We start from the raw sequence: 26957 nt of genomic DNA, 5'->3' as shown, positions 1-26957 counted from the left end.
TATGGCGACCCAAACCCCGGCCCTCCCTGTCGTTCGCTGTGACTCGGTCTCGACCCACCTGCTGCGGGTGGCGACTCCGGGCCAGGCCGATCGCGTGGTGCCGATCGACCGCGACTCGGTCTCCATCGGCGGCGGCCCCCAGTGCACGCTGCGTGTCTACCACCGGGGCGCCCGCCCGCTCCATTGCTTGATCACCCGCGGCCCCGACGGCCTGCGCGTGCGGCGCTGGGCCAGCGACACCACGCTCAACGGCCGGCCGTTCGCGGACAGCGACCTGAACGACGGCGACGAGCTGACCCTGGGCGCCACCACGATCCGCCTAGAGTCGGCCGCCGTGCAGGAGGAGCTGGCCCCCGCCGAGCCAGAGGTCGTCCCACAGGCCGAGCCCGTCTCAAGCGTACTGGCCTGTGAAGAGGACGCCCTAGAGGTCGAGGTCGAGGCAGAGGCAGAGGACGACTGGAGCAGTGACCCGTGGCGGGTGGAGCCCGCGCCGGAGGCCGAAGCGGCCGAGGCGCCGGCCCACGACGCCCCCAGCACGGCGCCCTCGTTCGTCCCCCCGGTGCCGGCCAAGCTGCTCAAGCCGTGGCTCGACCGCCAACCCGCTGGGCCCGCCGACGCCGAAGCATCCGAACCCTCGCCGGCGCCGGCCGCCGGCGCCGCGGCCGATGACGTCTGGTCGCTCGATCTCCCCGCTTCCCCCGTGGCCGCCAGCCCCCCCGTTGAGGCGCCCCTGCCGTGCGCGACCGCCCAGGCCGACGACCTCTCGGAAGACGAGGCCCCCGCCGCGGAGGCGGTCCATGCCTGGACGGATGAAGCCCGTGAGAGCGTCCCGGATGCGGACGCGGGGCTGCGTGTCGCGGCGCTGCGGACGCGCGTCCGCGCCCTGGTGGCGACGCTACGCCGCGAACGCGCGGGGTTCGAGGCACGCGCCTCGGAGCTGCTGGAAGCTACAACCCAACGCGACGCCTTCCGCGCCGAACTAGAAACACTCACCAGCCAAGTGGCCCAACTACGTCTGGAACGCGAGCGGCTCGAGGCCAACAGCGCGGACGACCGTCAGCGGCTGGACGAACTCAGCGACGAGTTGACCACCGCGGCCGACACGATCGAGGCACTGCAGCACCGGTTCCCCGTGCCGGAGCCCAGCGACGCGGGCCCAGAGCCGACGCCCGCGGACGCCTCCGCGCCGCGGCAGGAAGCCGAGGCCAATGAGCCGGCGCCGTCGGAAGAAGACGCCGATACGGCCGCCGCGGCCGTGGCGCCGCTGCCCGCTTCTTCCGACTGGTGGGCGCCCGCCTCGCTGGCCGCGGAAGACATCCTCACCCCGCACGAAGACGCCCCCGCCGCCGAACCGGCGGCGGAGGCCGCCCCAGCGCCGGCCGACTCGCCGTGGGACGGGCCCGCAGAGCCCGAAGCGGTAGCGGCCGAGCCCGACGCCGACGCATTGCCGAGCGCCGAGGGCCAGCCCTTGGACGCGGCCGAACCGGTCGCCGAAGCCGAGCCCGTTTCCGAGCCTCGTGCCGATCTCGAGCCGACCACCGAGGCCGAGCCGGAGCGTGTCGGTTCCGCCGTTGACGCGGACGCCCCGGCGCCGCTGGCGGACGTAGAGCCGCCGCGGCTCAAGGCAGACCCGTTCGCGCCGGTCGATTTCGCGGGGGGACACGAGCCCGAGTCGTTCATCTCTCGCTACGCGCACCTGTTCGCGGACGACGCGGCCCCCGCCGTGGCGGAGCAGCCGGCGGCCCCGATCGCGCCAATGGCGGTCGCCGCCCCCCCCGAGCCAGCGGCCCCGCCGGCGGCGGCAGATGAGTCGTCGATCGAGGACTACATGTCTCAGCTTCTGCGTCGCTCACGTGGCGACTCGGAAGAGCCGTTCGCCCCGGCCCCCGCGGCAGCGGCGGCGGTCGCCGCTCCCCCGGCGGCCCCCGTTACCCCGTTCACGAGCCTCGACCAGATGCAGCGCACCGCCCAGCCCGAGCGGCCGGCGGACATGAGCCTGCTGCGCGAGCTGGCCAACCAGTCGGCCCGCCAGGCGATCGACGTGGCGTCGCTCCGCCAGAGCAAGGACCAAGGGACCACGAACCTGGCGATCAGCGGCATCGTCGCGGCGGTCGGCGCCGCGGCGGCGTTCTTCGCCACGGAGCTGCTGAGCCTGCAACTACTGGGCGGCGTGACGCTGATGCTGGCGGCCGGGGGTTGGGGCGTCGTCTCCATCCGGGCCATGCAGCAGACGCAGCGTCTCCCCGCGCCCAAGCCGAGCCGCGACGAAGCCGAAGATTGACCAACGCGGCCGGCCGACCCTACACGCCGCGGGCGACGCACACGTCGTCGAAGTCGCGGAGGTGGTAGTCGAGGCCGACGTAGTCGAGCACCTTGCACAGGCTGCGTAGGGCGACCCCCATGCCATCGGCGCCGCTAAAGCCGCCGTACTGGCCGCCGGCCTTGAGGTGGGGCTCGAGCTCAACAAACACGCCGGGGATGCCGCGACGCTTCAGCTTGCGGGCGAGCTTGGGGACCATCTCCTTGAAGTCGCGGAGGATCAGGTCGTACCCGCTGTCGCCGCGGTCTGCCGGCACGAAGTGCTTGAGCGCTTCTTCGTCTACCTCCCGCACCTTCTTCGAGCCGTCTTCTTGCGTCGATAGCTGGGGGTTCGGGTTGCGGTAGTCTTTGACGTGGATCCAGCCGAGGCTCGGCTTCATCGCCAGGTACTGCTCGTAACACTCGGTGGTAGAGAAGCCCTGGCTAATAAGGTTGCCGCCGTCGAACACGGTCACCATCGCCGGGTGGCCCACCTGGCGGTGCAGCTCCGCCATCAATTGGCCGGTGCTGCCGACCAGGTTCGCCTCGACCTCCAGTCCAAACGTCAGGTCGCTGCGGTGGCAGGCCTCTGCGATCTGGCCCAGTTGATCGACCGCCTGGGGGAGGTGCTCGTAGGGGTCGGCGCCGCGCGGGGGGTAGAACGAGAACCCGCGGATCAGCTTGGTCTCGAACGCGTGCGCCAGCTCGCACGCCTTCTTGACGTCCTTCTCCAAGTACTTCTTGAACGGCACGAAGCGGGCCTTGGTTCCGTCATCCTTGTTGATCAGCTTCACCTTGCCGATGGGCGAACCGATCGACGCCACGTTCATGCCGAACTCGTCCTCCAGGTGCCGCACCTTGGTGATGTCGGCCTTGGAGAGGTCCATCACGTTCTTGACGCCGGTGCCGACCTCGATGTTCCGGATCGTGTAGTACTGGAGCCCCAACGCGCTGAGCGCCGCGAACTGCTCGAGCGCGGTCCGGTGCGGGGCTGCTTCGTCGGCGATGCCAGAAATGATGATCTGCGGGGCGTCGGGCACGAGAACCTCTTGGTTGGGATGAGCTAGGGTGGGTTAGCCACAGAGCCACGGAGGGCACAGAGACGTACGGGGGAAGCCGTCGTCGTTATACAGACGCGGTGTACTGGGACGTGATCTTCGACGTGATCCCACCGCGGGCGTTCCACGAGGTCTCCACCTTCATCCACCGCGGCTTCATCACCGCCACCAGATCGTCGAGGATCGTGTTGGTGATGTGTTCGTAGAAGATCCCTTCGATCCGGAAGCTGCCGAGGTAGAACTTCAGGCTCTTGAGCTCGACGCACTTCTTGTTCGGGTTGTAGCGGATGGTGACCGTGCCGAAATCGGGCTGCCCCGTCTTGGGGCAGAGCGACGTGAACTCCGGCGCCACGATCTCGATCAGGTAGTCGCGTTCGGGGAACTCGTTGTCGAAAACTTCTAGTAAGTCACGCGTGGCGGACACGGGCGGGCTTCTCCTTCCAGGGGGCTTCTCTTCCGATCGGGGGGCCATTGTGGCACGATAAACCCCCACCAACCAGGGACAGCCGACGGGCTCCGCCCCGTCGACGGGCGTCGCGTCCGCCATTGCCGATCACCCTCCCCCCACCCTCGCACGCCGATGCCCCCCCAACCCAAAGCCGTCGTGCTCCTCTCCGGGGGCCTCGACTCCGCCACCACGGCCGCCATCGCCCGCTCCCAAGGCTACGCCCTGCACGCCCTGAGCATCGACTACGGCCAGCGCCACCGCTTCGAGCTTGCCGCCGCGGGGCGCGTCGCCCAGTCGCTGGGGGCCGCGGAGCACCGGACCGTGCGGGTCGACCTGGCCGAGATGGGGGGGAGCGCCCTGACCGACGCCATCCCCGTGCCCCAGGGCCGCAGCGCCAGCGAGATGGCGGGCGGGATCCCCGTCACCTACGTGCCGGCCCGCAACACGGTGATGCTGAGCGTGGCGCTCGGAATGGCGGAAGTAATCGGCGCCGCCGACATCTGGGTCGGCGTGAACGCCGTCGACTACAGCGGCTACCCCGACTGCCGGCCCGAGTACATCACGGCGTTCGAGCGGCTGGCCAATCTGGCGACCAAGGCGGGAGTAGAGGGGACGCTTAAGTTCCGCATCCACGCGCCGCTAATTGACCTGACCAAGGCAGACATCATCCGCCGCGGCGCGGCGCTGGGGGTCGACTACTCCCTCACCCACACCTGCTACAGCCCCAACCCGGAGGACGGCGCCGCCTGCGGCGCGTGCGACGCCTGCCAACTGAGACTGCAGGGGTTCGCCGACGCGGGGCTTGCGGACCCGATCCATTACTTCGCTTGACGATGGAAAATCGCCCGGTTTCGGAATGAACAATTCTCTGCGAGAGCACCGACACTCTGTCAGATCACCACCGGCTTGCCCAACGCGCGTCGCACCGGAACGAACTGACCGGCGTGCATCAGGGCGTGCGTCGCCAACAGCACCCACACCGCGCCCGCCGTGGGGAACATCGGCTGCATGTTTTCTGGCCCCGGCTTGTCGAGGTCGGACTCGCTGACGTGGTCTAGCGCCCCCATCATGGCCGCTTGAACCTGGCCCCACAGCTCGAGGTATTGGGCCTTGGTGCAGAACTGCGACGGGTCGTCGCTGCCGCACTTGTCCTTGGCGTGCTGCTCGGCAAACCCCGCGGGGAGCTCCGGCGCCGCGCCGGGCGCCAGGCTGTTGAGCAGCATGCACTCCGAGCTGATCAAGTGACCGAGCTGCCAGGCCAAGTGGTTGCAGCCCGCCGCGGGGCGACGCATCAGGTCCGCGTCGGAGAGGTCTTCTACGTACGCCTTGACCACCATCTGGCTGGTGGTGTTGGTTTGGCGGATAACGTCGACGGCGTTCATGGCAGGGCTCCTCACGAGTAGGCGAATGTGCGACCGCGCCAGCATCCTACCAGATTTTTTGGAGCGTATCGTGGGCAGCCGGCCCTGATAGTTTCCATCAAGCCGCGAGCCGCACGCTCTCGTCTCGATCGTCCAAGCAATCGAACGCACGCCGGACCTGCTCGGCGCGCTTCGTATCGGAAACGATCACGCTCACCTGCGCCCACGCGTAGCGCTTGCACTGGTTCCGCAGCATCGGCAGGCCGATCACCGCGAACGCGATCGACCAAGCCAGCGTCTTGAGTCCAACGGCCTGCGCGCCGCAGGCGACCAGCAGCAGCGACACGACCGACAGCACCGTCGCCGCCTCGAGGCCCACCCAGAACCAGCTCCACGCGTCGAGCGCCTGATGCACCAGCGACTCGTCGACCACCGCGTGGCGGCCGCCGGTGTGGGAGTAGAACGCGTCGCGCATCAGGCGGTGGCGGCGCCGCACCAGGGCCTCGTCCGGCACGCCGGTGAGGTCGACCCCCGTGCGGCCCGCGAGCCGATGAAGGATGACGTCGATATCAAAGCGTTCTCGGATCCCCAACCAGTCCGAAAGCTGCGCATGGATCCGGCACGCCCGCGTCAGCAGCCCCACGGCCAGCGCCGGCGCCAGCGACCCGGCCGGCACGGGGGAGACACGGTCCTCGCCAAACACCAGCAGCCCGTCCAGGGGCGCCAGCGCCGCTTCGATGCCCGCCACGTGCGCCCGCAGCAGCCAGACGCCCCCCAGCGTCGCCGCCGAGGTGAACCAGAAGATGCGGTTGAGCATCGACGGGTAATCGGTGACGGGGGCGAGGGGGTTGAGAGACATGCGCGGGAGCGTAGCGAAACGCCCCCACCGAGCCAAGGCGAGCCGGAGCCGCCTAGCGGCCGGGACCGGGGGCGACGATGTGTCAGTTCTCGGGAGATCCGGGGGAGAAACTTCCGGAAAAAAATCCGGCGGCTGACGCCGGCGACTCGCCTGGGTGGAGAAACCGGGGATTTCGCAGGAAACCCGTTGATTTCTAGGAGCCGCAGGCCCCAAGGCCATAGAAATACCCCCAAGGGGAGTCGAACCCCTGTCTCCGCCGTGAGAGGGCGGTGTCCTGGGCCACTAGACGATGGGGGCGTGTTGGGCCGGGCGCCGGTGACAGCCCCCTAGTTTCTCTGCTGCTGGGTTGTTGGGCAAGGGTGGGGGGCCCGGTCGCCGGGAAGAGTCGCGGCGCGGGCTTCTGGTTCGTAAACTGGCGGCTGGGGCGGCCGCAGGGCCGGCCGCTACCTCTCCTCCAACACGCCGAGTTTCGATGCCTCTTCACTCCCGGGCTTTCGCTGCTGCTGTCGCCGTCCTGTTGCTGCTGGGCCCCGCGGCCGGCCGGTCGGCGGCGGCGGATCGGCCCAACGTGCTGTGGATCACCAGCGAGGACAACGCCGCCTACTGGCTGGGGTGCTACGCCGCCCCCGAAGCCCGCAGCGAGATCCAGACGCCGAGGCTCGACGCGTTCGCGGCCGAGGGGGTGCAGTTCAACCACGCCTACTCGAACGCGCCGGTGTGCGCGGTCGCCCGCTGCACGCTGCTGACGGGGGTCTACGCCGTTTCGCTGGGGACCCAGCACATGCGCAGCCGGCACGCCATCCCGGCGTCGATCAAGCCGTACGTCAGCTACCTGCGCGAGCAGGGCTACTACTGCACCAACAACTCGAAGACCGACTACAACTTCCGCGTCCCGGGAGCGAAGGTTAACGACGCCTCGTACTGGGACGCGTGCTCCGGCAAGGCCCACTACAAGAACCGGCCCGAGGGGAGCCCCTTCTTTGCGATCTTCAACCTGACCACCTCGCACGAGAGCTCGCTGTTCCCCGACAAGGTGCGGCAGAACCGCAAGCGTGGCTTGATCCCGCAGCAGCCCCGCAACGATCCCGCCAAGGTGACCGTCCCTCCCCACCTGCCCGACCTGCCGGAGGTGCGTGAGGACATCGCCATCTACCACGACACCATCACCGCACTCGACACCCAGGTCGGCGAGCTGCTGGACGAGCTGGAAAGCCTGGGGCTGGCCGAAGACACCATCGTCTTCTACTACGGCGACCACGGCGGCGTGACGCCGCGCGGCAAGCGCTACCTGACCGATACGGGGGTGCGCGTGCCGATGCTGATCCACGTGCCGGAGAAGTGGCGGGGGCTCTCGCCGTTCTCCGCCGGCGAGAAGGTGGACGAGCTAGTGGCGTTTGTCGATTTGGCGCCGACGGCGCTCTCGCTCGTCGGCCTGGACAAGCCGTCGCAGATGCAAGGGCGGGCGTTCTTGGGCGAGCACCGCGTCGAGCCCCCCAAGAACGACGTAGCGTTCTTGTACGGCGACCGCTTTGACGAGATCGTCGGCATGCGTCGCGGCGTGACCAACGGGCGCTGGAAGTACATCCGTCGGTTCACCCCCTACCTCCCCGCGGCGCCCTACAGCACCTACTTGTTCGGCCAGCCCGCCTGGGTCGCTTGGCGCGACGCCTGGAAGGCCGGCACGCTGCCCGAGCGTTTCAACCAGATCTGGGAGACGCCGCAGCCGGTAGAGATGTTGTTCGACACCGCGGCCGACCCGTGGGAGGTGAACAACCTGGCGGACGACCCCGCGCACACGGCCGTCCTGCGGCGGATGAGGTCGCGGCTGAGCGCTGAAATGATCGAGGCGGTCGACACCGGCCTCGTGCCGGAGTCGATGTTCAAGTCGCTGGCCGGCCAAGGGACGATGTACGACTACGTGCGGAGCGACCGGTTCGACGTGTCGCGTACGCTAACGCTCGCGCTCGACGCCACTTCGGGCGACCCGGCGAAGCTTCCGGCCATCGAGGCGGCCCTGGCCGACCCGAATCCGGTGACCCGCTACTGGGGCGCCGTGGGGTGCATGACGCTAGGCAAAGCCGCCCTCGCCGCCAAGCCGGCGCTCGAGAAGCTGCTTGACGACGACGAGGCGACCAACCGCGTCGCCGCGGCGCGGGCCCTGGCCGCGTTGGGCGACGCCGGGCGGGGCAAGGCCGCGTTGTTCGAGCAGTTCGACCGCGGGCTGAACGCCGAAGAGACCGTATTGCTGCTCAACGCGGTGCGCGACGCCGACGCGATGGACGACGCGCCGGACGCCTGGATCGACCGCGCACTGTCCGACCGGTCGACCGACGAGTACGTGCGGCGGCTCTTCCAACAGATGAAGGACCAACGCAGCGCGAGCAACTAGGGGGCGGCCGACGGGGGCGCCCGCCACCCGGCGGCTTCTTCACCGTCGAGCCGCAGCGTCAGACACTTGGCGCTGCCGCCCGCTTTGACGAACTCGTCGAGCGGCGTCTCGTGGGGTTCGTAGCCGCGCCGGGCGAGCTCTGCGTGCAGCTTGGGGCAGCCGGTGTTGGTGACGACCCGCCGGCCGACAACCACCGCGTTGCAGGCGAACCGCTGCGCCTCGCCCCGCTCGACGGAGATTAGCTTGGGCACCGCCGCGGCGATCGCTTCTTGGCCGTACCGGTCGAACGCGGCGGGGAACCAGACCGCCTCGTCCGGCGCCAGCGGGCAGAAGCAGGTGTCGAGGTGGTAGTAGCGCGCGTCGACCAGCTCCACGGGCAGCACACGGACCCCCAGCAGGGCGCCGATCGCTTGGTGGAACAGGGCGTCGCTCCGCTGACGGTACCCGGCCAGCAGCGTGTCGCCGCAGAACAGCGCGTCGCCGGCGCCCTCGAAGGCGCCCGCGCTGACCTGAGGGTCGTCGACCACCTCGAACCCGGCGGCCTCGAACCACGCCCGGTCGTGCGGCGTCTCCCCCTGCCGCTGCGTGTGATGGAATCGCGACAGCAGCACGCGATCCTGGTAGATCAGCCCCGCGTTTGCCGTGAACACCAGGTCGGGCAGCCCCTTCACCGGGGCCATCAATTCGATGGTAGCGCCCGAATCAACCAGCAGGTCGTGCAGCCCACGCCACTGAGAATTGGCGAGCGCGTGGTCGGCGTCGACCGCCACGTTCATCCAGGGGTTGATCTCGTACTCGATGCCGAAGTAGTCCGGCGGGCACATCAAGATCCGCGGCGTGGGCATGATTAGTTCCTGATGCGACAAAGTTTGACCACGGATAGCACGGACGAGCGAAGGCCGCAGGCCTCGCGCTGTCCCCCTCCCCGGCAGGGGGAGGGGTTAGGGGAGGGGGTTTGATGCGGGTACACGCTCCGGGTTCTGTCGGACTAAACTCCGACCGACGCGCTATTGCAACGTCAACGCGTGTACCGCTCCAACCCCCTCCCCCGGCCCCTCCCCCTGCCGGGGAGGGGAGTGCTGTTGGCCCCGCTCATCTGTGCTGGTCCGTGCTATCCGTGGTTAAGCGTCCTTCTCCAGCGCGTCCAGCTCCGCCAGCAGCGAACGAAAGAACGGCTCCACGTCGGTCACCAGGCCGACGGTCTGGAAGCTGCCGCGGTCGGAGAGTTTGATCACGGTCGATGGATTGATATCAACGCACACCACCTTCACCCACGCGGGGAGCAGGTTCCCCACCGCGACCGAGTGCAGCGTGGTGGCGACCATCAGGCAGAACGTCACATCGCGCACCGCCGCGCGCATCTGGGCCTGGGCTTCGAGGGCGTCGGTCACTACGTCCGGCAGCGGGCCGTCGTCGCGGATGCTGCCGGCGAGCAGGAACTGGACGTTGTGCTTCACGCAGTCGTGCATGATGCCGGACTTGATCAGGCCCGACTCGACCGCGGCGCGGATGCTCCCGGCGCGGCGCACCCGGTTGATGGCCCGCAGGTGGTGCTCGTGCCCCGCCTCGGCGAGGTGGGCGTCGCTTAAATGCACGCCCAGGCTGGTGCCGAAGAACGATTGCTCGATGTCGTGCGTCGCCAACGCGTTGCCGGCGAACAGCTTGTCGAGGTAGCCGCGGCGGATCAGCTCGCTCACCAGCGGCCCGCTGCCGGTGTGCACGATCGCGGGCCCGCCGACCAGCAGGCTCTTTCCTGTGCCGTTGCGGTTACTGAATAGTTCGCGCGCCACCTGCTGCACGACCACGCGTTTGGGCTTCTCGGTCGAGACCGGGCTGTTCATGAACGCGAACGCGTGGCCGGCGTCGATCCGCTCCAACGGGAAGACGCGCACGCCGGCGTGCCCCACCACGACCTGCTGGCCCACGCGTACGTCGGCCATCGGCACGCACCGCGCCGCGTTGGTGTCTGGATCGACCACGACGCCACAGTCCATCTCTTGATCGGCCACCGGCAGCCACTTGCCGCCGAGCCGCAGCTCGGTCTTCTGGTTGGTGGAGCTATAAAAGCCCTCGGGGAAGACGCCGTCCATGTCGACGGCCACCAGCGTGCAGTCGGCAGCCGAGGTCGGCACGGCGCCGTGGTCGCTCACCTGCGCCAGCACCGCGTCGAGCACCGCCTGCGTCGGCGCCGTCACTTCTAGCAGCGCGTAGCTGGGGTCGTGTCGACCGTTGCCGATAGCGACCTGCTTGATCGTAAACGCGGCGCCTCCGGCCGTGATGGCGTCGAGCACCTTGGGGAGCAGCAGGCTATCGATGATGTGCCCGCGGAGCTCGACTTCTTCGATTGCGTGGGGAGTTGCCATGCCGGCAATTCTACGGGGTTGAACCACGGATAGCACGGATTTCACGGATAGGGCGTTTCCGTATCCGCGAAATCCGTGCTATCCGTGGTCAAGCGTCCGTCTGGAAACGAAACAAGGCGCCGCGGGCAGATGCCCGCGACGCCTGGTGTGTGACGTAGCTCAAAGAAGGGGGTTACTTGCCCTTCTTCGCCTGCGGCTTGCCCTTGGTGGGGGCGGCGGGGGTCTTGGTGGAAGCAGCGGGCTTGGTCGGCTTAGCAGCCATCGTCGTAACTCCAACAACGATTTTCCCGGCAGGGAGGCGGGCCATCAGGCCAACCAGTAGTAGATCCCCTGCACGGTTGGCGGGATGTTAGGGGCGGAGTGGGGAAGGGGTCAAGATCGGTTTTTGGGGAATCTGGAATACGGGGGATTTCGCCGTCCGAACGGCGCAAGTCGGCGGTAGAAACGAAAAGCAACCAAGTCGCCATGGAAGAAGCCCACCCCGACTACCTCACCTCCTGAGACGCTTCACCAAAGTCGCCCCGAAGCAGACCATGACCAACACAGCAAAGCCACTCGGCTCTGGCACCGCCGATCCAGGCGGAACAATGGAAGACCCAGTGCCGTACCCCCACCACTGTGCATACAGGATAAAGTCATTGTTGTCCACATATCCACTGAGATCAAAGTCGCCATCCGAGTAACCGCCCGATACACTGCTTTCCCAATTCACTGCGAACGAATCCAAATCTTCGGCTGTAACCTTGCCGTCAAAGTTCACGTCAAACTGAATCCTCACCCTCTCTGGATCTCCAAGAATACCTGCAAACGCCTGAAGGTCCGCGATGCGTACAAATCCGTCACCGGTTAAGTCGCCGTTCGTTCCCGGATCGTATTGAATTCCATCCATGTAATGTGCCGTTAACACACCTAGATCGAGGTGATTAACGGATCCTGAGTACACCCAGTCGCCGGGAAGCACGGGGGCGCCACTAGGAGGAGTCGGCAGTTCAAAGACATCAATACTGCTATGCATGTCAGCCAGGAACACGTCCAACTGATTCACCACGCCATCACGATTCGCATCACCAGCGGTACCTGGAGCAACGGACTGATTCCAATGATTGCCTAGCTCTGCTACGTCATCCCGATCCACTCGAAAGTCCTTATTGAAGTCGGCCGGAAGAGTCAACGGTCCTTGGTTCAAACTCGCTGCAATAACCTGCAGATCAGAGACGCTAACCATTCCGTCTCCATTGAAATCACCTTCAAAATAAGTATAGACTCCGCCAGTAGGATGCGGCTGTCCGATGTTCGACGCAACAATTTGCAGATCTGACACGGTAACCGAGAAGTCGGCATTCATATCTCCTCTAAGATCAGTGACAAATCTCACTGACTCTCCAGGCTTACTAATAAAGGCTGCTTCCAGGTCTGAAGACATCGCAGAGACGTCTGCATCCATGCCCGCATCCATGCCCGCTTGGGAGTGAATTCCAAGCAACGCGAGCCCAGCTGGCGAGTATGCGAATGTCGCACCCGACGAGTCACCACCGATCGTGACGGCTTCATCGTGTCCGAACTCACCATCCTCAGTCATTGAAAAGGCGATGCCCGGACCCGTGTAATTTCCAGTCCTGGCGCCGACGACGTCGTCAACTCGATTCAAACCTACCCAAGTGTCAAGCAGGTCGCCGAACGTAGCCGTACCAACGAGGACTATCGTTGGGTCAAGGAACTTGTCCCAACTAGCAATATTTCGCTTCATCACCGGGTATCGGCGCACCCATTCTGGTGGAGGCTCGTCATTTGAGCCGAGAACCTGAGCTATGGACACGTCTGTACTGCTGCCAACTGCCCCAACCTCCCGAACAGTTCCCTCCCACCATTCACTGGAAGCAGTGTTGTCACGGTAGAAACGGATTGGGTTCCCCAGAAGATTGCTGCTTCTGTGAGTAGAGGTTAGAAACCAACTCTCCGTTATCATAGTCGCGTGATTACCCTCTGGATTGCCTAGTGGGCCACTACCTGCATACTTGCGACCAACACCCGAAAGGTCCCATGTTGCATAGCTATTGATGTGCGGGCGGAACTGTGAAGGGTTCGCCCCATAGAATGGCGCCGACGAAAAAAGTGAAACGTCATTCCCTATGAACTCTGGATTGCCCAGTAGCCGCTCGTACCGAACTGGATCCTCCTTCTCCGCCGTCGTCAGACTTCCTGGATCGTCTAGGTGATAGTACAGTTGGATCGCCGAAGCGCTGTCAGCCGAAATGGACAGCAGCCAGGGAACAACTAATCCCATATAGAAACCGCGAAAGGGCCCGCCACAACTAGCAGATGTGAGTATCGGAGCAAAGATTGACATCAGATTGTCCCCACTAATTGATGAGATTCCACAGGAAGTTATCACCGAAGAGGGGTGGTGTCAATGAAATTCGGCCACCGCTCAGGTTGATCGATGGAACTGCAATAGAGTGCCTAATAAGCGATGAACTGCTCCCAAACCCGAAACGTCCGGCACCTATGGGCCCCCGCGTTCTCCAGCGTGCCGAACGACGCCGCGTTCGACTCGGCGATCCACGAGTACTCCACCTCCTGGCAGCCCAGCTCGCGGGCCCGCAGGATCAAGGCGTGGATCAGCACTACCCCCAGCCCCGCGCGGTTGTACTCCGGCAGCACATTGGCGGCCATCACGCGGTGCTTCTTGATGCTCCGCTTGCGGGCGAGCAGTTGAAGGAAGCCGAACGGGAACAATCGGCCGCCGATCTTCTTGATGCGTGGGTTGTAGTCGGGCAGAGCCAGCGTGACCCCTACCAACCGGCCCTCGATCTCGATGCCGATCACCAGCTCCGGCACTAGCAGCAGCCGCAGCCCCGCGGCGGCGCGCTGCAGTTCTTTCTGGGTGAGCGGCACAAAGCCCCAGTGGTCTTGAAGCGAGCTGTTGATCACGCCGAGGAACTCGCGCAATTCTTCTGGACGCGGGGTGGCGGACCACGTCCGCAGCTTCAGGCCGTACTGCTTCGTGAGCCGCTGCGTGATTCGCTCGACCCTGCTCGCCATAGTTTCCATCTGCGGCATCGTCATCCGCAGCGCCCACAGGTCGTGCTCCTTCTGGAAGCCGGCGCCCTCGATCAGCCCCGCGTAATACGGCGGGTTGTAGGGGGTCATGAACGTCGGCGGCACGTCGTGCCCTTCAACCAGCGTCCCGAGCGTGTAGTTGATGCTGGGGTTCGCCGGGCCGCGGATTCGGTCGAGGCCGCGCTCGGCCAGCCATCCGCTCGCGGCAGCAAACAACGCCGCGGCAGCCTCGGCGTCGTCTTGGCACTCGAAGAAGCCGAAGAAGCCCGTGCGGTCTTGGTGCTGGGCGTTGTGCTCGCGGTTGTGGATCGCGGCGATCCGGCCGACCGCCTCGTCGCCCCGCACCGCGAGGAAGCACTGCGCGTCGTTCACTGCGTGGAAGGGGTGCTTCTTGAAGCCCACCAGCGCCTTTTCCTCGGCCGCCAGCGCGGGGGCCCACAACGGGTCGCCTTGATAGATACGCGCCGGCAGGCCGAGGAACCGCTTCCGATCACGCCGCGACCGAGCTGGCAGTATCTGCAAGGCATTCACGGCTGTCCTGTTGGGTTCGCGACGGGTTGAGCTTGGCGTGCAGCTTGCGGAACGCGGCCATCAGCCGGTCGATCTGGCTGTCGGCGTGGGTGGCCGACAGGCTGATCCGCACCATGGCGCCGCGTGACTGCGGGATGACCGGGAATCCGACCGTAAGGATGTGCACCCCCTCGTCGTAGAAGAACTGCGACACCTCGGGGATGTTCTCAAACTCGCCCACCTTGACCATCACCAGCGGGAACGGGTGGTCTTCGCCGATCACCTCGAAGCCGATCTCTTGCACCTCGGTCTTCACGCGGCCGATCAGCTCGTGCAGCCGTGTGAGCCGGGCGCCCTTCTCGCGCTCGAGGATCTCCATCGCGGTCAGCGCGCTGGCCAGGTACGGCGGGGGCAACTGCCCGCTGAACGTGTAGGTGTACGAGTTGTAGCGGAAGTAGTCGCGGGCGGCCTGCGGCACGGCGACGAAGCCGCCGAGGCTCGCCAGGCCTTTCTCCAACGAGGCGACGTAGATCGTGTTGTCGTAGTTGCTGCCGTAGTGGCTGACGATGCCGCGTCCCTCGGGGCCGACCACGCCGAAGCCGTGGGCGTCGTCGATGTACAGCATCGCGTCGTACTTCTTGGCGATCGCCTCGTAGCGCGGCAGGTTCAGGTAGGTGCCCGCCATGCTGTAGACGCCGTCCAGCGCGATCATGGCGTGGCTGTGCTGGCCGCGCTGGGCTTCGAGGATTTGCTCGAGCTGCGTGAAGTCGTCGTGGATGAACGACCCCAGCGTGGCGCCGGCGCCCTTGGCCTCGATGGCGGCCCGCTGCACGCTGTTATGCACCTCTTGGTCGGTCAGCAGCAGCGACCGCTTCCGCATCAGCAGCGGGATCACCCCGTGGTTGGCCAGCGTGACGGTCGGGTAGACGATCACGCTCTCGACGCCGATCTTCTCGGCGATCTTGCTCTCGAGTTTCTCGTACAGCCCCACCTCCGCCGCGGCCCGCGAGCTGCCGGCCAGCGTGCCCCAGGTCGCCAGCGCCTGTTGGGCCGAGGCGATCATCTCTGGGTGCTGCTCGAGCCCCAGGTAGTTGATGGCGTTAAAGTTGAGCATCCGCCGGCCGCGGATCACGCACTCGTGCCGCCCGAGCGATTCGAGCTGGCAGTAGGAGTTGGGGAGCTGATCGAGGATCGCCGCGAGGTGCTTGACGACGCGGCCGCTGGAGCGTTCCTCGAGCAAGCGCGCAAGGGGGGTGCTAGAAGCCATCACAGGACCTTGGGGGTAGAAGTGCTAGGCGGCGAGCGCCGTGGACGTCGGACTCGGTCACACGGAGCGTTCGGCCAGCTCCCCAAGTCGCTGTAGCACAAACGCGCCACTGCCAGACCTGTTACAGGCTAGCCGGAGCAAGCCCCCGCAGCCAGCGGTTTTCCGCAGAAACCTCGCGGCTCTCTCGCCGAGCAAAGGCGATGTCTCGGCCACCCCTCCCCCGCCCTACGCCGGCGATACGCCCGGCTTGCCCGACTCGACGGCGTACGAAGCCCGCTTCGTCACATTGCCGCCGGGGCGCTGCACGTCGTCTACCACCATGTAGTCGCTCACCCAAGCGTCGGGGGTGACCGTGCAGCGGACGTAGCCCCGTTCGCGGTTGTAGTAGCGGACGCAGGGGTTGGCGGAGAGCGTCGCGTCGTGGTCGTCCGCTCGGTCGACGCCGTTGCCGCCGGAAGTGATCGAGGTGCCGACGAACTCACTGGCCACGATGGGCGTTTCGGGCTTGAGGTCGTCGACGCGGAGCTCGTTGGCCCAGTTGCAGTGGATGTCGCCGGTCAGCACCACGGGGTTGGGGACGCGGCGGTCTTGCAGGAACCGCATCAGAGCGGCGCGCTCCGCGGCGTAGCCGGGCCATTGGTCCATCGAGTACATCGGCACGCCGTCCTTCTCGAAGCGGGCGACCGTGCCCATCATTACCTGCTGGGCCAGCACGTTCCAGTTTGCGGACGAATCGATCAACCGCCGCTCCAGCCAACGCCGTTGGTCGGCCCCCAGCATGGTGTTGCTGGGGTTCAGGGCGTCGGCGTTCAGCGGCGTCTTGCCGTCGTCGTTCGGCTGGTCGCTGCGGTGCTGCCGAGTGTCGAGCGTCAGGAACCTCGCCAGCCGACCAAAATCGGCGCCGCGGTAGAGCCGCATGTTGGGGCCGCTGGGCATTGAACGCTTCCGCAGCGGCATCATCTCGTAGTAGGCCTGGTAGGCGTTGGCGCGGCGGAGGAGGAAGTCGACCGGGTCGACGCGCTTCTCTTCCGAGGTGCCGTCGGCGTAGTTGTTGTCGACTTCGTGGTCGTCCCAGGTCACGATCCACGGGCACTGGGCGTGCATGCCGTGCAGCAACGGGTCGCTGCGGTAGAGGGAGTGACGCACCCGATAGTCCCCCAGCGACTCGATCTCTCCCCCTACGTGCTTGCGCACGTTGGGGTCCTTCTCCCCCTTCCGCAGCTTGTAGGGGCCCTTCTCGTAGATGTAGTCCCCCAAGTGAACCACCAGGTCGAGGTCGTCGCCCGCCATCCCTTCGTAGGCGGTGTAGTAGCCGTGCTCGTAGTGCTGGCACGAGGCGAACGCAAACGCCAGCTTGGCGGGCATCACGTCTGGCGCCGGGAACGTGCGGGTCCGCCCCACAGGGCTTTGGGCGTCCCCCGCGCGGAAGCGGTACCAATACCAGCGGTCGGGCTTGAGACCATCGACTTCCACATGCACGGCGTGGCCCAACTGCGGCGTCGCGGTCGCGGTCCCTTTGCGGACGACGTGATTGAGCGCGTCGTCCTCGGCTACTTCCCACGGCACCTCGACCGGCGTGGTGGGCATGCCCCCGTTTGGGTCGAGGGGCGCCGGCGCCAGGCGGGTCCACAACACCATCCCGTCGCTCGTAGGGTCGCCCGACGCGACCCCCAGCGTAAACGGATCACTGGCGAAGGCCGGCCGCGTTTCTGCCCAACTCGTGCGGCCTAACAGCGGCAGCGAGCCAAGCGCCGCACTGTACGCCAGCATGGCGCGGCGGCTGACGCCCCCTTCGGATTGAACGGCCGTTCGGAGCGATTCGTAGTCGAGCATGGTGGTCTGGTATCTGGCAGGTTCGAGGAACGAAGTCCGCTCATTCGACGGCGATCGTGCCGGTACCCGGAGTTTACCTGGCAAACGTGAAGGCCGAATGAAGTGGACCACGGCTGCGCACCGGAAAAACGCTCCCCCGTCGGAAAACTGACGTTTCGCCGATCGCTACAGTTCCCCAGGCCCTTTCTCCCACAGCGGAAAAGCCGCGGCGGACACACTTCCCAACCCGGCGGGCTTCGGCATAGACTACTGGGTCAAGTTTCCCCCCACTCTGGCTACCGCGCCCGCCCCGAGGGTCCTCCGCCGATGCTGGCAAGCTATTTGAGCAAGGCTGTTTTTAAGCTCTGCCATTCGAATCACCTCGTCTACAACACCTGCTGGGAAGACCCGCGGTTAGACCGCGTGGCGCTGGACCTGGGGCCGGGCGACCGGCTGCTGGTGATCACCTCCGCGGGTTGCAACGCGCTGGATTACGCGCTGGACGAGCCGGAGCGGGTCGACACGGTCGACATCAACCCGCGCCAGAACGCGCTCTTGGAGCTGAAGCTGGCCGGCATCCGCGGGCTGGAGTTCGACCAGTTCTTCGAGCTGTTCGGCCGCGGCCGCACCGACCACTGGCAAGACTACTACCACGGCTCGCTGCGCGAGCAGCTATCGCCCAGCGCCCGCAAGTACTGGGACAAGCACGGCAAGTTCTTCACCGGCGTGGGTCGGCGCCCCAGCTTCTACTTCCGCGGCTCGAGCGGCGCGTTCGCTTGGAGCATGAACGCCTACATCAACCGCATCGCGCGGATCCGCCCACAGGTGGAGAAGATGCTGCAGGCGACCAGCGTCGAAGAGCAGCAAGACGCCTACGCCCAGGTAAAGCCCAAGTTCTGGGGCCCGCTGGTCAAGTGGACCATGCGGCGTGACAGCACGCTGAGCCTGCTGGGGGTGCCACGCGCCCAGCGTCGGCAGCTCGAGCGTTACTACCCGGGCGGGATCGCCCAGTTTGTCGAAGACCGCCTCGACACGGTGTTCGGGTCGCTGCCGCTGCAGGACAACTACTTCTGGCGTGTCTACCTGACCGGCGAGTACAGCGAGGAATGCTGCCCCAGCTACCTGCGGCAGGACAACTTCGACCGGCTCAAGGGTGGTCTGGTGGACCGGGTCAAGCCGCACCACGCGTCGATCCTCAGCTTCCTGCTGGAAACCGAGCGCAAGTACTCCCACTACGTGCTGCTGGACCACATGGACTGGCTGGCCGAGCACCGCAAGGAGGTGCTGGCCAAGCAGTGGCAGGCGATTATCGACCGCGCAGACGACGGCGCCCGCGTGCTGTGGCGCAGCGCCGCGGTGAAGTGCGAGTTTGTCGACCCGGTGCTGGTGAAGGTGGACGGCAAGCAACGGCCGCTTTCTGACTTCTTGGAATACGACCGCGGGCTGGCGGACGAGCTGCACGCCAAGGACCGTGTGAACACCTACGGCAGCTTCTCCATCGCCAACCTGCGGCTTTCGCCCCCGTACGCCGTTAACTCAACCACCCACCGCGATGAGCGCACTGGCGCAACTCAAGACGCTGTATCATCTGACGCTCTCGCCCATTCGGGGTGAGACGCACCAAGAGCGGCTCGACAGCTTCTACGGCGGCCAGGCGGACGACTACGACGCGTTCCGCAAGCGGATGCTGCACGGCCGCGAAGCGTTGTTCGCCAAGGTCGACCCGCCCGAGGGGGGCGTGTGGCTGGACCTGGGCTCGGGGACCGGCAGCAACGCAGAGCTGATGGCGGACCGCCTGCCGAAGCTGGGGGGCGCCAAACTGGTCGACCTGTCCACCAAGCTGCTGGCCGTGGCGAACAAGCGGATCGAGGGGCACGGCTGGACCAATGTGGAGGCCGTGTGCTCGGACGTCACCAACCTCGACCAGCCCGACAACTCGGTCGACCTGGTGACGTTCACCTACTCGCTGACGATGATCCCCGACTGGTTCGGCGCCGTGAACGAGGCGTACCGCGTGCTGAAGCCTGGCGGGACGATCGGCGTGGCCGACTTCTTCATCGCCCGCAAGTACCCGCACGAGGGGCACAAGGAGCACTCGTTCTTCACGCGCAGCTTCTGGCCGGTGTGGTTCTCGATGGACAACGTCTACCCGAGCGCCGACCACCTGCCGTACCTGGCGAACAAGTTCCAGCCGAAAGACGTCGAGCAACACTACGGCAAGCTGCCGTGGATCCCCGTGGTGCGGGCGCCGTACTACACGTACGTGGGGACGAAGGCAGGATAGCGATCAGCTGTCAGCGATCAGCGTTCAGCTAAGGGTGGCTGGGGTCGGAGGCGTCAGCCGCAGCCCCCAGCGGCAGCTCGAACCGCTTCTGCCAACTCAATGGCGACCGCCTGGGGGCTACGCTACGCTACGACCCCAGGCACCCTGCTTCAATGCGTCTGCACTCCCATGGCCACCCTCTTCTACAGCGTGATGGGCGAGGGGCGTGGGCACGCGTCGCGGGCGCGGTCCATGGTGGAGCGGCTGCGAGACCGGCACCGGATTGTGCTGTACACCTCGTTCGACGCGCTCGATTTTCTGCGGGACGCCTACGCGGATGATCCCGAGGTCGAGGTCCGCGAGACCAGCGGCCTGAAGTTCCACTACACCGCCGACCGGCTCGACCTGATCAAGACCATCCGCCACGGGCTGGCGATGTGGTGGAACCTGCGGGGGGTGGTGAGCGAGCGCGAGGTCGAAGTGCGGCGTGACCGGCCCGACCTGGTGGTGTGCGACTTCGAGCCGACCGTGGCCCGCGCGGCCCACCGCTGCGGCGTGCCGGTGATGAGCCTCGACCACCAGCACTTCATGACCACCTACGACCTATCGGGCCTACCGCGCGGCTTGCAGTGGTGGGCGTGGGCGATGGGGTGGAGCGTGTGGCTGTTCGGCATCGGGCAGCAGAAGACCGTCGTCAGCGCGTTCTACCGCCCTCCCCTGCGGCGTGACTACAAGCACGTGACGCAGGTCGGCCCGCTGCTGAGGCCGGCGGTGCGGGCGCGGCAGCCGAGCGTGGGCGATCACGTGCTCAGCTACCTGCGGAAGAGCACCCCGCCGCGCGTGCTGGAGGTGCTGGAGGGGTCGCCGCTACCGGTCCGCGTGTACGGGCTCGGCGAACGCCCGCCGCGGGGGGCGATCACGTTCCACGCGATCAACGAGCAAACGTTTCTGGACGACCTAGCGACCGCCAACTGCATCGTCGCGGCCGCGGGCAACCAGTTGATGGGGGAGTCGCTCTACTTCGGCAAGCCGATCTTGGCGCTGCCGGAGCAGAAGCACCACGAGCAGATGATCAACGCGTACTTTGTCCAGCAGTTGGGCGGGGGCGTAGCCAGCACGCTGGAGGGGGTCACCGCCGCGGTGTTCCAACAGTTTCTGGACGATCGCGAAAAGTACCGCGGTCAACTCGCGGCCAGCAGCGTGCGGTTCGACGGAACCGACGAAGCAGCCGCGGCGATCGAGGCGATGCTCAAACAAACCTCCCCTGCAAGCAGCGCCCGATAGCCGCCTAGTTTCTTGACGCTTCTGCTAGCTCGGAGAGGGTGACGAGCTTGATCCCCTGCGCTTCGATCTGCGGTATCGCCGCCGCGAGCGCCGTCGCCGTACGCTCGCCCCGCGCGCCGCAGTCGTGCAGCACCACAATGGCGCCGGGTTGGACGCGCCCCAACAGGTACGCCGCCACAAAGCGTGGCGAGTGGATGTAGGGGTCCATCGGGAACGCCGAACCCAAGGCGATTTGGCAGTCAAGCCGCTTGGCGACGCGTTTCACGTCGTCGTTCACAAACCCGCCGCCTGGGCGGAGCCAGCGCACGGGGCCGAACCTTCGCAGGATGGCGTCTGCATCGTTAAGCTGCCGCGCGAGCTCGTCGGGCGTCAGCGTGACGGCCGGCACATCCCTTATCTGATGGTTGCCGAGCTCGTGCCCTTCGCGGACGATCTGCTCGACCAGCTCGGGGTGCGCCTCGGCCGACTCGGCCAGCACGAAGAACGTCGCACGGGCGCCGGTGGTGCGGAGCACCTCCAAGATCAAGGGTGTGGTGGCGGGGTCAACGCCGTCGTCGATCGTGAGCGCCGCGAGCGGCTCCGCGGTCGGCAAGAAGAACACGGGCCCGCCGGGTTCTTCGAAGCAGCGGATGGCCCACTTTGGCGGGAAGGTCAGCAACAGCGACGCCCCAACGAACAACAGCAGCAGAGAAAGCAGCAGCCGCTTCGGCCCGAAGCTCCAAGAGAGCAATGCGAGCGCTACCCCCATCAGCATCACAACCACGGCCGCGGCGCCGAACGCGCCTACGCCGCCGAGGCCGTAACCCAGCAGCACGTGGGGGGCACATCCGAGGACGGCCAGGCCGATAGCGATCAGGACGCAGACAACAATCAGCAACGCCCAGCGGAAGCAGGCGGTCGCGAGGTTGCGGAGGATGACGCGGGCGCCGGTTGGTTTGCTCACGCAGTGGTTATAGGCCGACGCCGCGAAGGGGCGTAGCCCTTGGGCTCCGCTCTGATCCGAATCGCTACTCGGCTCTCGGTTCTACACCCAGCAGCTTGCGTACGAAGAAGTCCATTGTCTTACGCTGCGTGTAGGGGCCGCCGGCGCCGTGGCCTTTGCCGGGGACCAGCAGGAACTCGAAGTCCTTGTCCGCCTCGATCAACGCGTTCACCACTTGCAGCGTCGATTCGGGGGGGACGTTGTCGTCCATCTCGCCGACGATCAGCAGCAGGTCACCCTCGATCTTGCCGGCGTGGGTGACGTTCGACTGCTCGGCGTAGTGCGGGCCGACCGGCCAGCCCATCCACAGCTCGTTCCACCAGATCTTGTCCATCCGGTTGTCGTGGCAGCCGCAGTTGGAGACGGCCGCCTTGTAGAAATCGCCGTGCCGCCACAGCGCCGCCATGGCGGTCTGCCCCCCGGCGCTGGTGCCGCGGATGCCGACGCGGGTGAGGTCCATCTCGGGGTGGTTCTGAGCGGCGGCCTTCATCCAGGCGATGCGGTCCGGGAAGCCGCCGTCGGCCAGGTTGCGCCAGCACGCGTCGTGGAACGCCTTGCTGCGGTGCGACGTCCCCATGCCGTCTACTTGAACGACGATGAACCCTAGCTCCGCAAACTCCTGCGAGCGGTGCAGCGGCGCGAACCCCTTCGGCACAAACGCCGAGTGCGGCCCGGCGTAGTGTTCTTCGATCACCGGGTACTTCTTGGCGGGGTCGAAATGGGTCGGACGGCAGATGATGCCGTAGATGTCCGTCTTGCCGTCGCGGCCCTTGGCGACGAAGCGTTCGGGCGCCCGCCAGAGCTCGGCCTGCAAGGCCGACAGGTCGCCGCGTTCCAGCTCGCACACCAGCGAGCCGTCTTCGGCGCTGCGCAGCTCGGTCACCGGCGCCATGTCGACGCGGGAGTACGTGTCGATCAGCCACCGCCGGTCGGGAGAGAACTTCACGGCGTGCGTGCCATCCCCCTCGGTGAGGCGCGTGAGGTTCTTGCCGTCGAAGTCGACCCGGCAGTAGTGCACGTAGTACGGGTCTTGATGGGCGTACACGCCGCCGGCGTGCAGCCACACCTGGCGCCGCTCGGGGTCGACCCAGTCAACGCCCCGCACCGCATACGGCCCGCGGGTCACCTGGTTTTTTACTTCGCCCGTGCCGGCGTCGATCAAGTAGAGGTGGTTCCAGCCGTCACGCTCGCTCATCCAGAGGATCTCGTTTGTGTCGTCTAGGTAGCAGCAGAAGAACTTGCCGGCGTAGTCGACGAACGTCGGCGAGGATTCTTCGATGACCGCCCGCGCCTCGCCGCTGGGGGCGTCGACCCGCACGATCCTCAAGGTCTGGTGGCCGCGCTGGTTGTAGAAGAACGTGAAGCCAGAGCTGTCCGCCGCCCAGCGGAGCGTCTTGATGTCCCACGGGTTCTCAAACAGCGCGGCGTCCTTGATGGGCAGCTCTCTTGCCTCTTCCACGCAGAACAAGCGGGGCCGCGGCTGCCGGATCGCGTCGCCCGGCTTGAGGTACGCGAGCGTCTTGATCTTGGGCTGCACCTGGTCCTTGGGAGACGACTCGACCAGCGTCACCCGGCGGTCGCCTCCGGCCTTGGTCTGCAGCGCGACAAAGTACTTCGAGTCGGGCGACCAGTAGACGCGGTCGCTCAGCGCGTTGTCCTCGGCGCCGTCGGTAGTGAGCAGCGTCTCCGCGTCGCCGCGCTTGAGCACGAGCTGCCGATCGCGCAGGGCGACGCTCACCTGCTTGTCGGGCGAACGCGACTGGGGTCGATCGCCGAAGCGTGGGCGATCGGGGCTGGGCGCCTTGGGCCCTTCGTCGAGCCTCTCGTCGGGCTTCTCGCCGTTGTTGAGCGGGAGCTCGTCGCGCGTCGCGGCAGTCTCGCGGGTCCCCTGCTCGGCGTCGACCAGCACAAACTCATCCGTGTCCCCCGGCAGCTCGTTCTTGTACCAGAACCGCGTCGGCGAAACCCAGTGCGGCTCTACCCGGTCGCGCACTACTTTGTTGCGGAACCGCTCGCCGAGCGCGTTGGCGCGCTGGTAGTCGGCCCGGGTCCCTTGGGCCAACAAGGCCGGCGAAAGACCCATGAAGATCAACAAGCCAACAAGCGGCGCAGAGCGGAACGGCGTCATGGCATCTTGGGGGGGGGGGCGGGGTGGTTCCACGATCTTAACCACCAAGGCCACGAAGAAGCACGACGGAAGATTAGAAAACCGCCAAGACGCCAAGAGCGCCAAGACGGAAAGAAAAGGTCAGAAGGAATCGGACAGGATCGACAGGATGGAAGACCAACTCTTTCTGTGCCTGTTTATTTTTCTCTCCTTGGCGCGTCTTGGCGCTCTTGGCGTCTTGGCGGTTCCCCCCATCAGTACCCCGGTCCCAGCAGGTCGATCGGCCCGGCGGGCCAGTCGCCGCCCCAGGGGTACCGCATCACCACTTCGTCCCAGAAGGGGCACGCGCCCGGGTCGGTCGCCAGCGAGTTGGTTATCGGCTGCTCGACGAGCCGCGCGCCCAGCCGCTCGTAGAAGGGCCGCACCGCGCACGTGGTCTGGAACAGCGAGAAGGCCAGCACGCCCGAGTCGACCGGCGCGAACGCGGCGTGCACCACCATCGGGCCGATCCCCATGCCGCGTCGATCGGGGTCGGTGCAGACCTTGCTGAGGGCCAGCACGTCGAGTTTCCCCGCGGCCGTGGCGATGGTCCGCTGCTCGGTCATCGCGTGCCCCACCACTTGGTCGCCGTCGTACACCACGCACGACTGCGGCGGCAGGAGCGCCCGCGGGTCCCCTCCCCTGCCGGCGTCAAGCAGTTGCCTGGCGCGGAACTGCGCGTCCTTCTCGGGCTTCACCCACACACGCGCCAGCAGCGCGCCGATTTGCGCAGCCTGGGCCTGGGTGATCGAGGCCAGCGGGATGGTAACGATAGTGAGGCTCAATGGGTCACTCGCCTTGGGTGAACACTGACCTAACGACGGTTGCCCACGAGAAGGCACAAAGAAGCACTAAGAAACGGACAGCAGATGCCCAAGCCCCTATGACCAGCGGGCGTAGGTTGATCGCCGCATCGCTGCTGGTCATTCTAGTTTTTTGTGCTTTTTTGTGCCTCTTGGTGGCAATGCCGTAGCTCTAGTGTAGCCCGCTGCTAGGGGGTGCGATTGAGCACCGAGGCGGTGAAGTTGCCGGCGGCCGTGTCGGGGTCCCAGGTCCAGGCGTTTCCGAACCGGCGTTGGTAGTCTCGCCACAGGTCGAACCAGTAGGCGAGGAACTGGTAGGGGTGGTAGCGGTCGTAGTGGGCCCGGATCTGGGCGTCGAGCGCCGCCGCATCGGCCGGACGCTCTACCCCCTGCTGCAGGCAGTAGTGGCGGTAGGTCTCGGTGTCGATCGGCACGTGGTCGAAGCGGCCCAAAAGCTGCAGCATGTTCGCCGCGGCGTAGGGGCCAAAGCCGTGGATCGCCAGCAGCGCCTCTCGGAGCTGGCCGGTCGAGTGTTGGGGCGACTCGAACCAGCCCGGTTCGATCGACCCCTCTTCGAACCGCTGGGCGAGCTGGATGATCCGCTCGGCCCGGTAGCCGACCTTGGCCTCGGCCTTCAACCGCTCGGGGGCGACACGCGCAAGCTGCGCCGGCGACGGGAAGGCGCCGGCGCCGAAGCGCTCCGCCAGCAGGCGGTTCATGACGATCGTGTTCCGCCACGTCACGTTGCAGCCGGTGATGGTCTTTACCATGTCCTCAAACAACGAGGCCGAGCGGAACAGCCGCCCGAAGCCACGGCGCCGGGCCTTCGGGTGCAGGCGGCGCCAGGCCGACAGGTCGTCGTCTAGCCGGAGCATCCGCCGCAGCGCCTGCTTGACGTGGCCTGCTTGGGCGCGGTCGAGCCTCGTCGCGCATTCGATCCGCAGCGGAGCGCCCGCCCCCTTGGGCTGCGTGACCCGTAGCAGGGTCGGGCCGGCGCCCTCGGGCGCGGCGGTGTGCTCCAGCGCCTGCTCGGCCGGCCGCCAGCGGTTGGGGGCCAGCAGGAAGTAGCCGTACGAGCAAACCGCCCGGTTGAACGCGAACCCCTCGGGGGTAGCCAGCGACAATCGACTCGACACCTTGATTCTCCCGCCCTTGGCCCGGGCCGTTGCGACCCGGTACAGTGTCGCGGAACCCCCCGTCGAAATCGAGACGGCCCCATCGAGCCGACGCACGCGATGAATCAGCCCCCGACGCGACCCAGCGCAACCGAAGCAACCGACGCCCTCCGGGCCGCCGGCGCGGACTTCCACCACCGCGGCTGGTCGCTGGGCACCAGCAGCAACTACAGCGCGGTGCTGGGGCGCGACCCGCTGGACCTGCTGGTGACGGTGAGCGGCAAGCACAAGGGGCGGCTGAGTGCGGACGACTTTGTGCACGTCGGCGCCGACGGCAAGCCCGCTGCCGGCGACAACAAGAAGTCGTCTGCCGAGACCATGCTGCACGTCGTGCTGGCAGAAGCGGCGGGCGCCGGCGCCGTGTTGCACACCCACTCCGTGTGGGGGACGCTGCTATCGGACCGCTACGGCGACGCCGGCGGCTGGGCGATCGAGGGGTACGAGATGCTCAAGGGGCTCGACGGGATCACGACCCACCAGTCGGCCAAGTACATCGAGGTATTCCCAAACACCCAGGACATTCCCACCCTCGCTCAGCAGGTCCGCGGCCGGCTAGAAGACGACGCCGACCCGCTCCGCCACGGTTTCCTGATCCGCAAGCACGGCCTGTACGCCTGGGGAGAAGACATCGACGCCGCCCGCCGGCACATCGAGGTGCTGGAGTTCCTGTTCGAATGCGAGGGCCGGCGCCTCGCCTGGGGCGGTGAATCAGTTAGACTTTAACCACTGAGTCACAGAGAACACGGAGACGGACGGAGAAAGTAGATGCTCTCGCGGAGACGCAGAGGACGGATGGCGTATTTTGTTTCTCTGCGTCTGTGGGCGACTCTGCGAGAGAATACTGCGGGTTTCTTTCTCAGTCGTTCTCAGTGTTCTCAG

At 66.4% G+C, this 26957-nt stretch carries 21 protein-coding genes and 1 tRNA gene; 7 read left to right on the top strand and 15 right to left on the bottom strand.

What is annotated here, in order from left to right; all coding sequences use genetic code 11:
• Position 1: 1 nt before the first annotated feature.
• On the top strand, positions 2–2281 hold the full coding sequence (locus tag Pla175_RS05065; RefSeq protein ID WP_145281731.1) for a hypothetical protein: 2280 nt from the start codon (positions 2–4) through the stop codon (positions 2279–2281).
• A 19-nt stretch (positions 2282–2300) separates the two neighbouring features.
• Here Pla175_RS05065 and Pla175_RS05060 read toward each other — a convergent pair whose 3' ends face one another.
• Both Pla175_RS05060 and queF read right to left on the bottom strand, forming a co-directional pair.
• On the bottom strand, positions 2301–3338 hold the full coding sequence (locus Pla175_RS05060; protein WP_145281729.1) for a sugar phosphate isomerase/epimerase family protein: 1038 nt from the start codon (positions 3336–3338) through the stop codon (positions 2301–2303).
• An 85-nt stretch (positions 3339–3423) separates the two neighbouring features.
• The gene (gene queF / locus Pla175_RS05055; RefSeq protein WP_145281727.1) at positions 3424–3828 is read right to left on the bottom strand and encodes a preQ(1) synthase; all 405 of its coding nucleotides are present in this window, start codon (positions 3826–3828) and stop codon (positions 3424–3426) included.
• Between the two features lie 108 nt (positions 3829–3936).
• Between queF and queC the strand changes: the two genes are divergently transcribed.
• Positions 3937–4635: a 7-cyano-7-deazaguanine synthase QueC gene (gene queC / locus Pla175_RS05050; protein ID WP_145281725.1), complete on the top strand. Its 699-nt coding sequence runs from the start codon at positions 3937–3939 to the stop codon at positions 4633–4635.
• 59 nt (positions 4636–4694) lie between these two features.
• On the opposite strand, the gene Pla175_RS05045 is transcribed toward queC, so the two are convergent.
• The 3 genes from Pla175_RS05045 to Pla175_RS05035 form a co-directional block, all read right to left on the bottom strand.
• Entirely contained in the window at positions 4695–5186 is a 492-nt protein-coding gene (locus Pla175_RS05045) for a DinB family protein (RefSeq protein ID WP_145281723.1), read from the bottom strand.
• A 97-nt stretch (positions 5187–5283) separates the two neighbouring features.
• Positions 5284–6024 carry a hypothetical protein gene (locus tag Pla175_RS05040; RefSeq protein WP_145281721.1) on the bottom strand — a complete coding sequence of 247 codons (741 nt, stop codon included), beginning with the start codon at positions 6022–6024 and terminating at the stop codon, positions 5284–5286.
• 224 nt (positions 6025–6248) lie between these two features.
• Positions 6249–6321, bottom strand: a tRNA-Glu gene (locus Pla175_RS05035).
• Between the two features lie 175 nt (positions 6322–6496).
• Between Pla175_RS05035 and Pla175_RS05030 the strand changes: the two genes are divergently transcribed.
• Positions 6497–8413: a sulfatase family protein gene (locus tag Pla175_RS05030; RefSeq protein WP_145281719.1), complete on the top strand. Its 1917-nt coding sequence runs from the start codon at positions 6497–6499 to the stop codon at positions 8411–8413.
• Here Pla175_RS05030 and Pla175_RS05025 read toward each other — a convergent pair.
• The 6 genes from Pla175_RS05025 to Pla175_RS05000 form a co-directional block, all read right to left on the bottom strand.
• Complete coding sequence (locus tag Pla175_RS05025; RefSeq protein WP_145281717.1) at positions 8410–9258, bottom strand: dimethylarginine dimethylaminohydrolase family protein; 849 nt, start codon at positions 9256–9258, stop codon at positions 8410–8412. The genes Pla175_RS05030 and Pla175_RS05025 overlap by 4 nt on opposite strands.
• Positions 9259–9534: 276 nt before the next feature.
• Entirely contained in the window at positions 9535–10776 is a 1242-nt protein-coding gene (locus tag Pla175_RS05020; protein WP_145281714.1) for an ornithine cyclodeaminase, read from the bottom strand.
• Positions 10777–11266: 490 nt separating this feature from the next.
• Positions 11267–13123 (bottom strand): dockerin type I domain-containing protein, encoded by a 1857-nt coding sequence (locus tag Pla175_RS05015; protein ID WP_145281712.1) that lies wholly within the window; start codon positions 13121–13123, stop codon positions 11267–11269.
• Positions 13124–13236: 113 nt separating this feature from the next.
• Entirely contained in the window at positions 13237–14358 is a 1122-nt protein-coding gene (locus tag Pla175_RS05010) for a GNAT family N-acetyltransferase (protein WP_145281710.1), read from the bottom strand.
• The gene (locus tag Pla175_RS05005; RefSeq protein ID WP_145281707.1) at positions 14327–15613 is read right to left on the bottom strand and encodes an aminotransferase class I/II-fold pyridoxal phosphate-dependent enzyme; all 1287 of its coding nucleotides are present in this window, start codon (positions 15611–15613) and stop codon (positions 14327–14329) included. Before Pla175_RS05005 ends, Pla175_RS05010 begins: the two co-directional genes overlap by 32 nt.
• Positions 15614–15838: 225 nt before the next feature.
• Positions 15839–17446, bottom strand: coding sequence for an alkaline phosphatase D family protein (locus Pla175_RS05000; RefSeq protein ID WP_145281704.1), 1608 nt, complete (start codon positions 17444–17446; stop codon positions 15839–15841).
• Between the two features lie 306 nt (positions 17447–17752).
• On the opposite strand from Pla175_RS05000, the gene Pla175_RS04995 reads away from it, so the two are divergent.
• The 3 genes from Pla175_RS04995 to Pla175_RS04985 all read left to right on the top strand — a co-directional run bounded on the left by Pla175_RS04995 (position 17753) and on the right by Pla175_RS04985 (position 20972).
• Positions 17753–19039, top strand: a complete 1287-nt coding sequence (locus Pla175_RS04995; protein ID WP_145281702.1) for a DUF3419 family protein — start codon at positions 17753–17755, stop codon at positions 19037–19039.
• Entirely contained in the window at positions 18978–19709 is a 732-nt protein-coding gene (locus tag Pla175_RS04990; protein ID WP_145281700.1) for a class I SAM-dependent methyltransferase, read from the top strand. Before Pla175_RS04995 ends, Pla175_RS04990 begins: the two co-directional genes overlap by 62 nt.
• 168 nt (positions 19710–19877) lie before the next feature.
• Entirely contained in the window at positions 19878–20972 is a 1095-nt protein-coding gene (locus Pla175_RS04985) for a glycosyltransferase family protein (protein ID WP_197527274.1), read from the top strand.
• Positions 20973–20976: 4 nt separating this feature from the next.
• Here Pla175_RS04985 and Pla175_RS04980 read toward each other — a convergent pair whose 3' ends face one another.
• The 4 genes from Pla175_RS04980 to Pla175_RS04965 form a co-directional block, all read right to left on the bottom strand.
• Entirely contained in the window at positions 20977–21915 is a 939-nt protein-coding gene (locus Pla175_RS04980; RefSeq protein ID WP_145281696.1) for a polysaccharide deacetylase family protein, read from the bottom strand.
• A 64-nt stretch (positions 21916–21979) separates the two neighbouring features.
• Positions 21980–24082, bottom strand: coding sequence for a S9 family peptidase (locus Pla175_RS04975; protein WP_145281694.1), 2103 nt, complete (start codon positions 24080–24082; stop codon positions 21980–21982).
• A gap of 233 nt (positions 24083–24315) precedes the next feature.
• Complete coding sequence (locus tag Pla175_RS04970; protein ID WP_197527273.1) at positions 24316–24885, bottom strand: GNAT family N-acetyltransferase; 570 nt, start codon at positions 24883–24885, stop codon at positions 24316–24318.
• Between the two features lie 206 nt (positions 24886–25091).
• Positions 25092–26039, bottom strand: a complete 948-nt coding sequence (locus Pla175_RS04965) for a DNA glycosylase family protein (protein ID WP_145281689.1) — start codon at positions 26037–26039, stop codon at positions 25092–25094.
• 99 nt (positions 26040–26138) lie between these two features.
• Between Pla175_RS04965 and mtnB the strand changes: the two genes are divergently transcribed.
• Positions 26139–26801 (top strand): methylthioribulose 1-phosphate dehydratase, encoded by a 663-nt coding sequence (gene mtnB, locus Pla175_RS04960; protein WP_145281688.1) that lies wholly within the window; start codon positions 26139–26141, stop codon positions 26799–26801.
• Positions 26802–26957 lie beyond the last annotated feature (156 nt).

The sequence above is a fragment of the Pirellulimonas nuda genome (genome assembly GCF_007750855.1).
Taxonomy (GTDB): domain Bacteria; phylum Planctomycetota; class Planctomycetia; order Pirellulales; family Lacipirellulaceae; genus Pirellulimonas; species Pirellulimonas nuda.
This window is presented reverse-complemented; position numbering and strand designations above follow the sequence as displayed.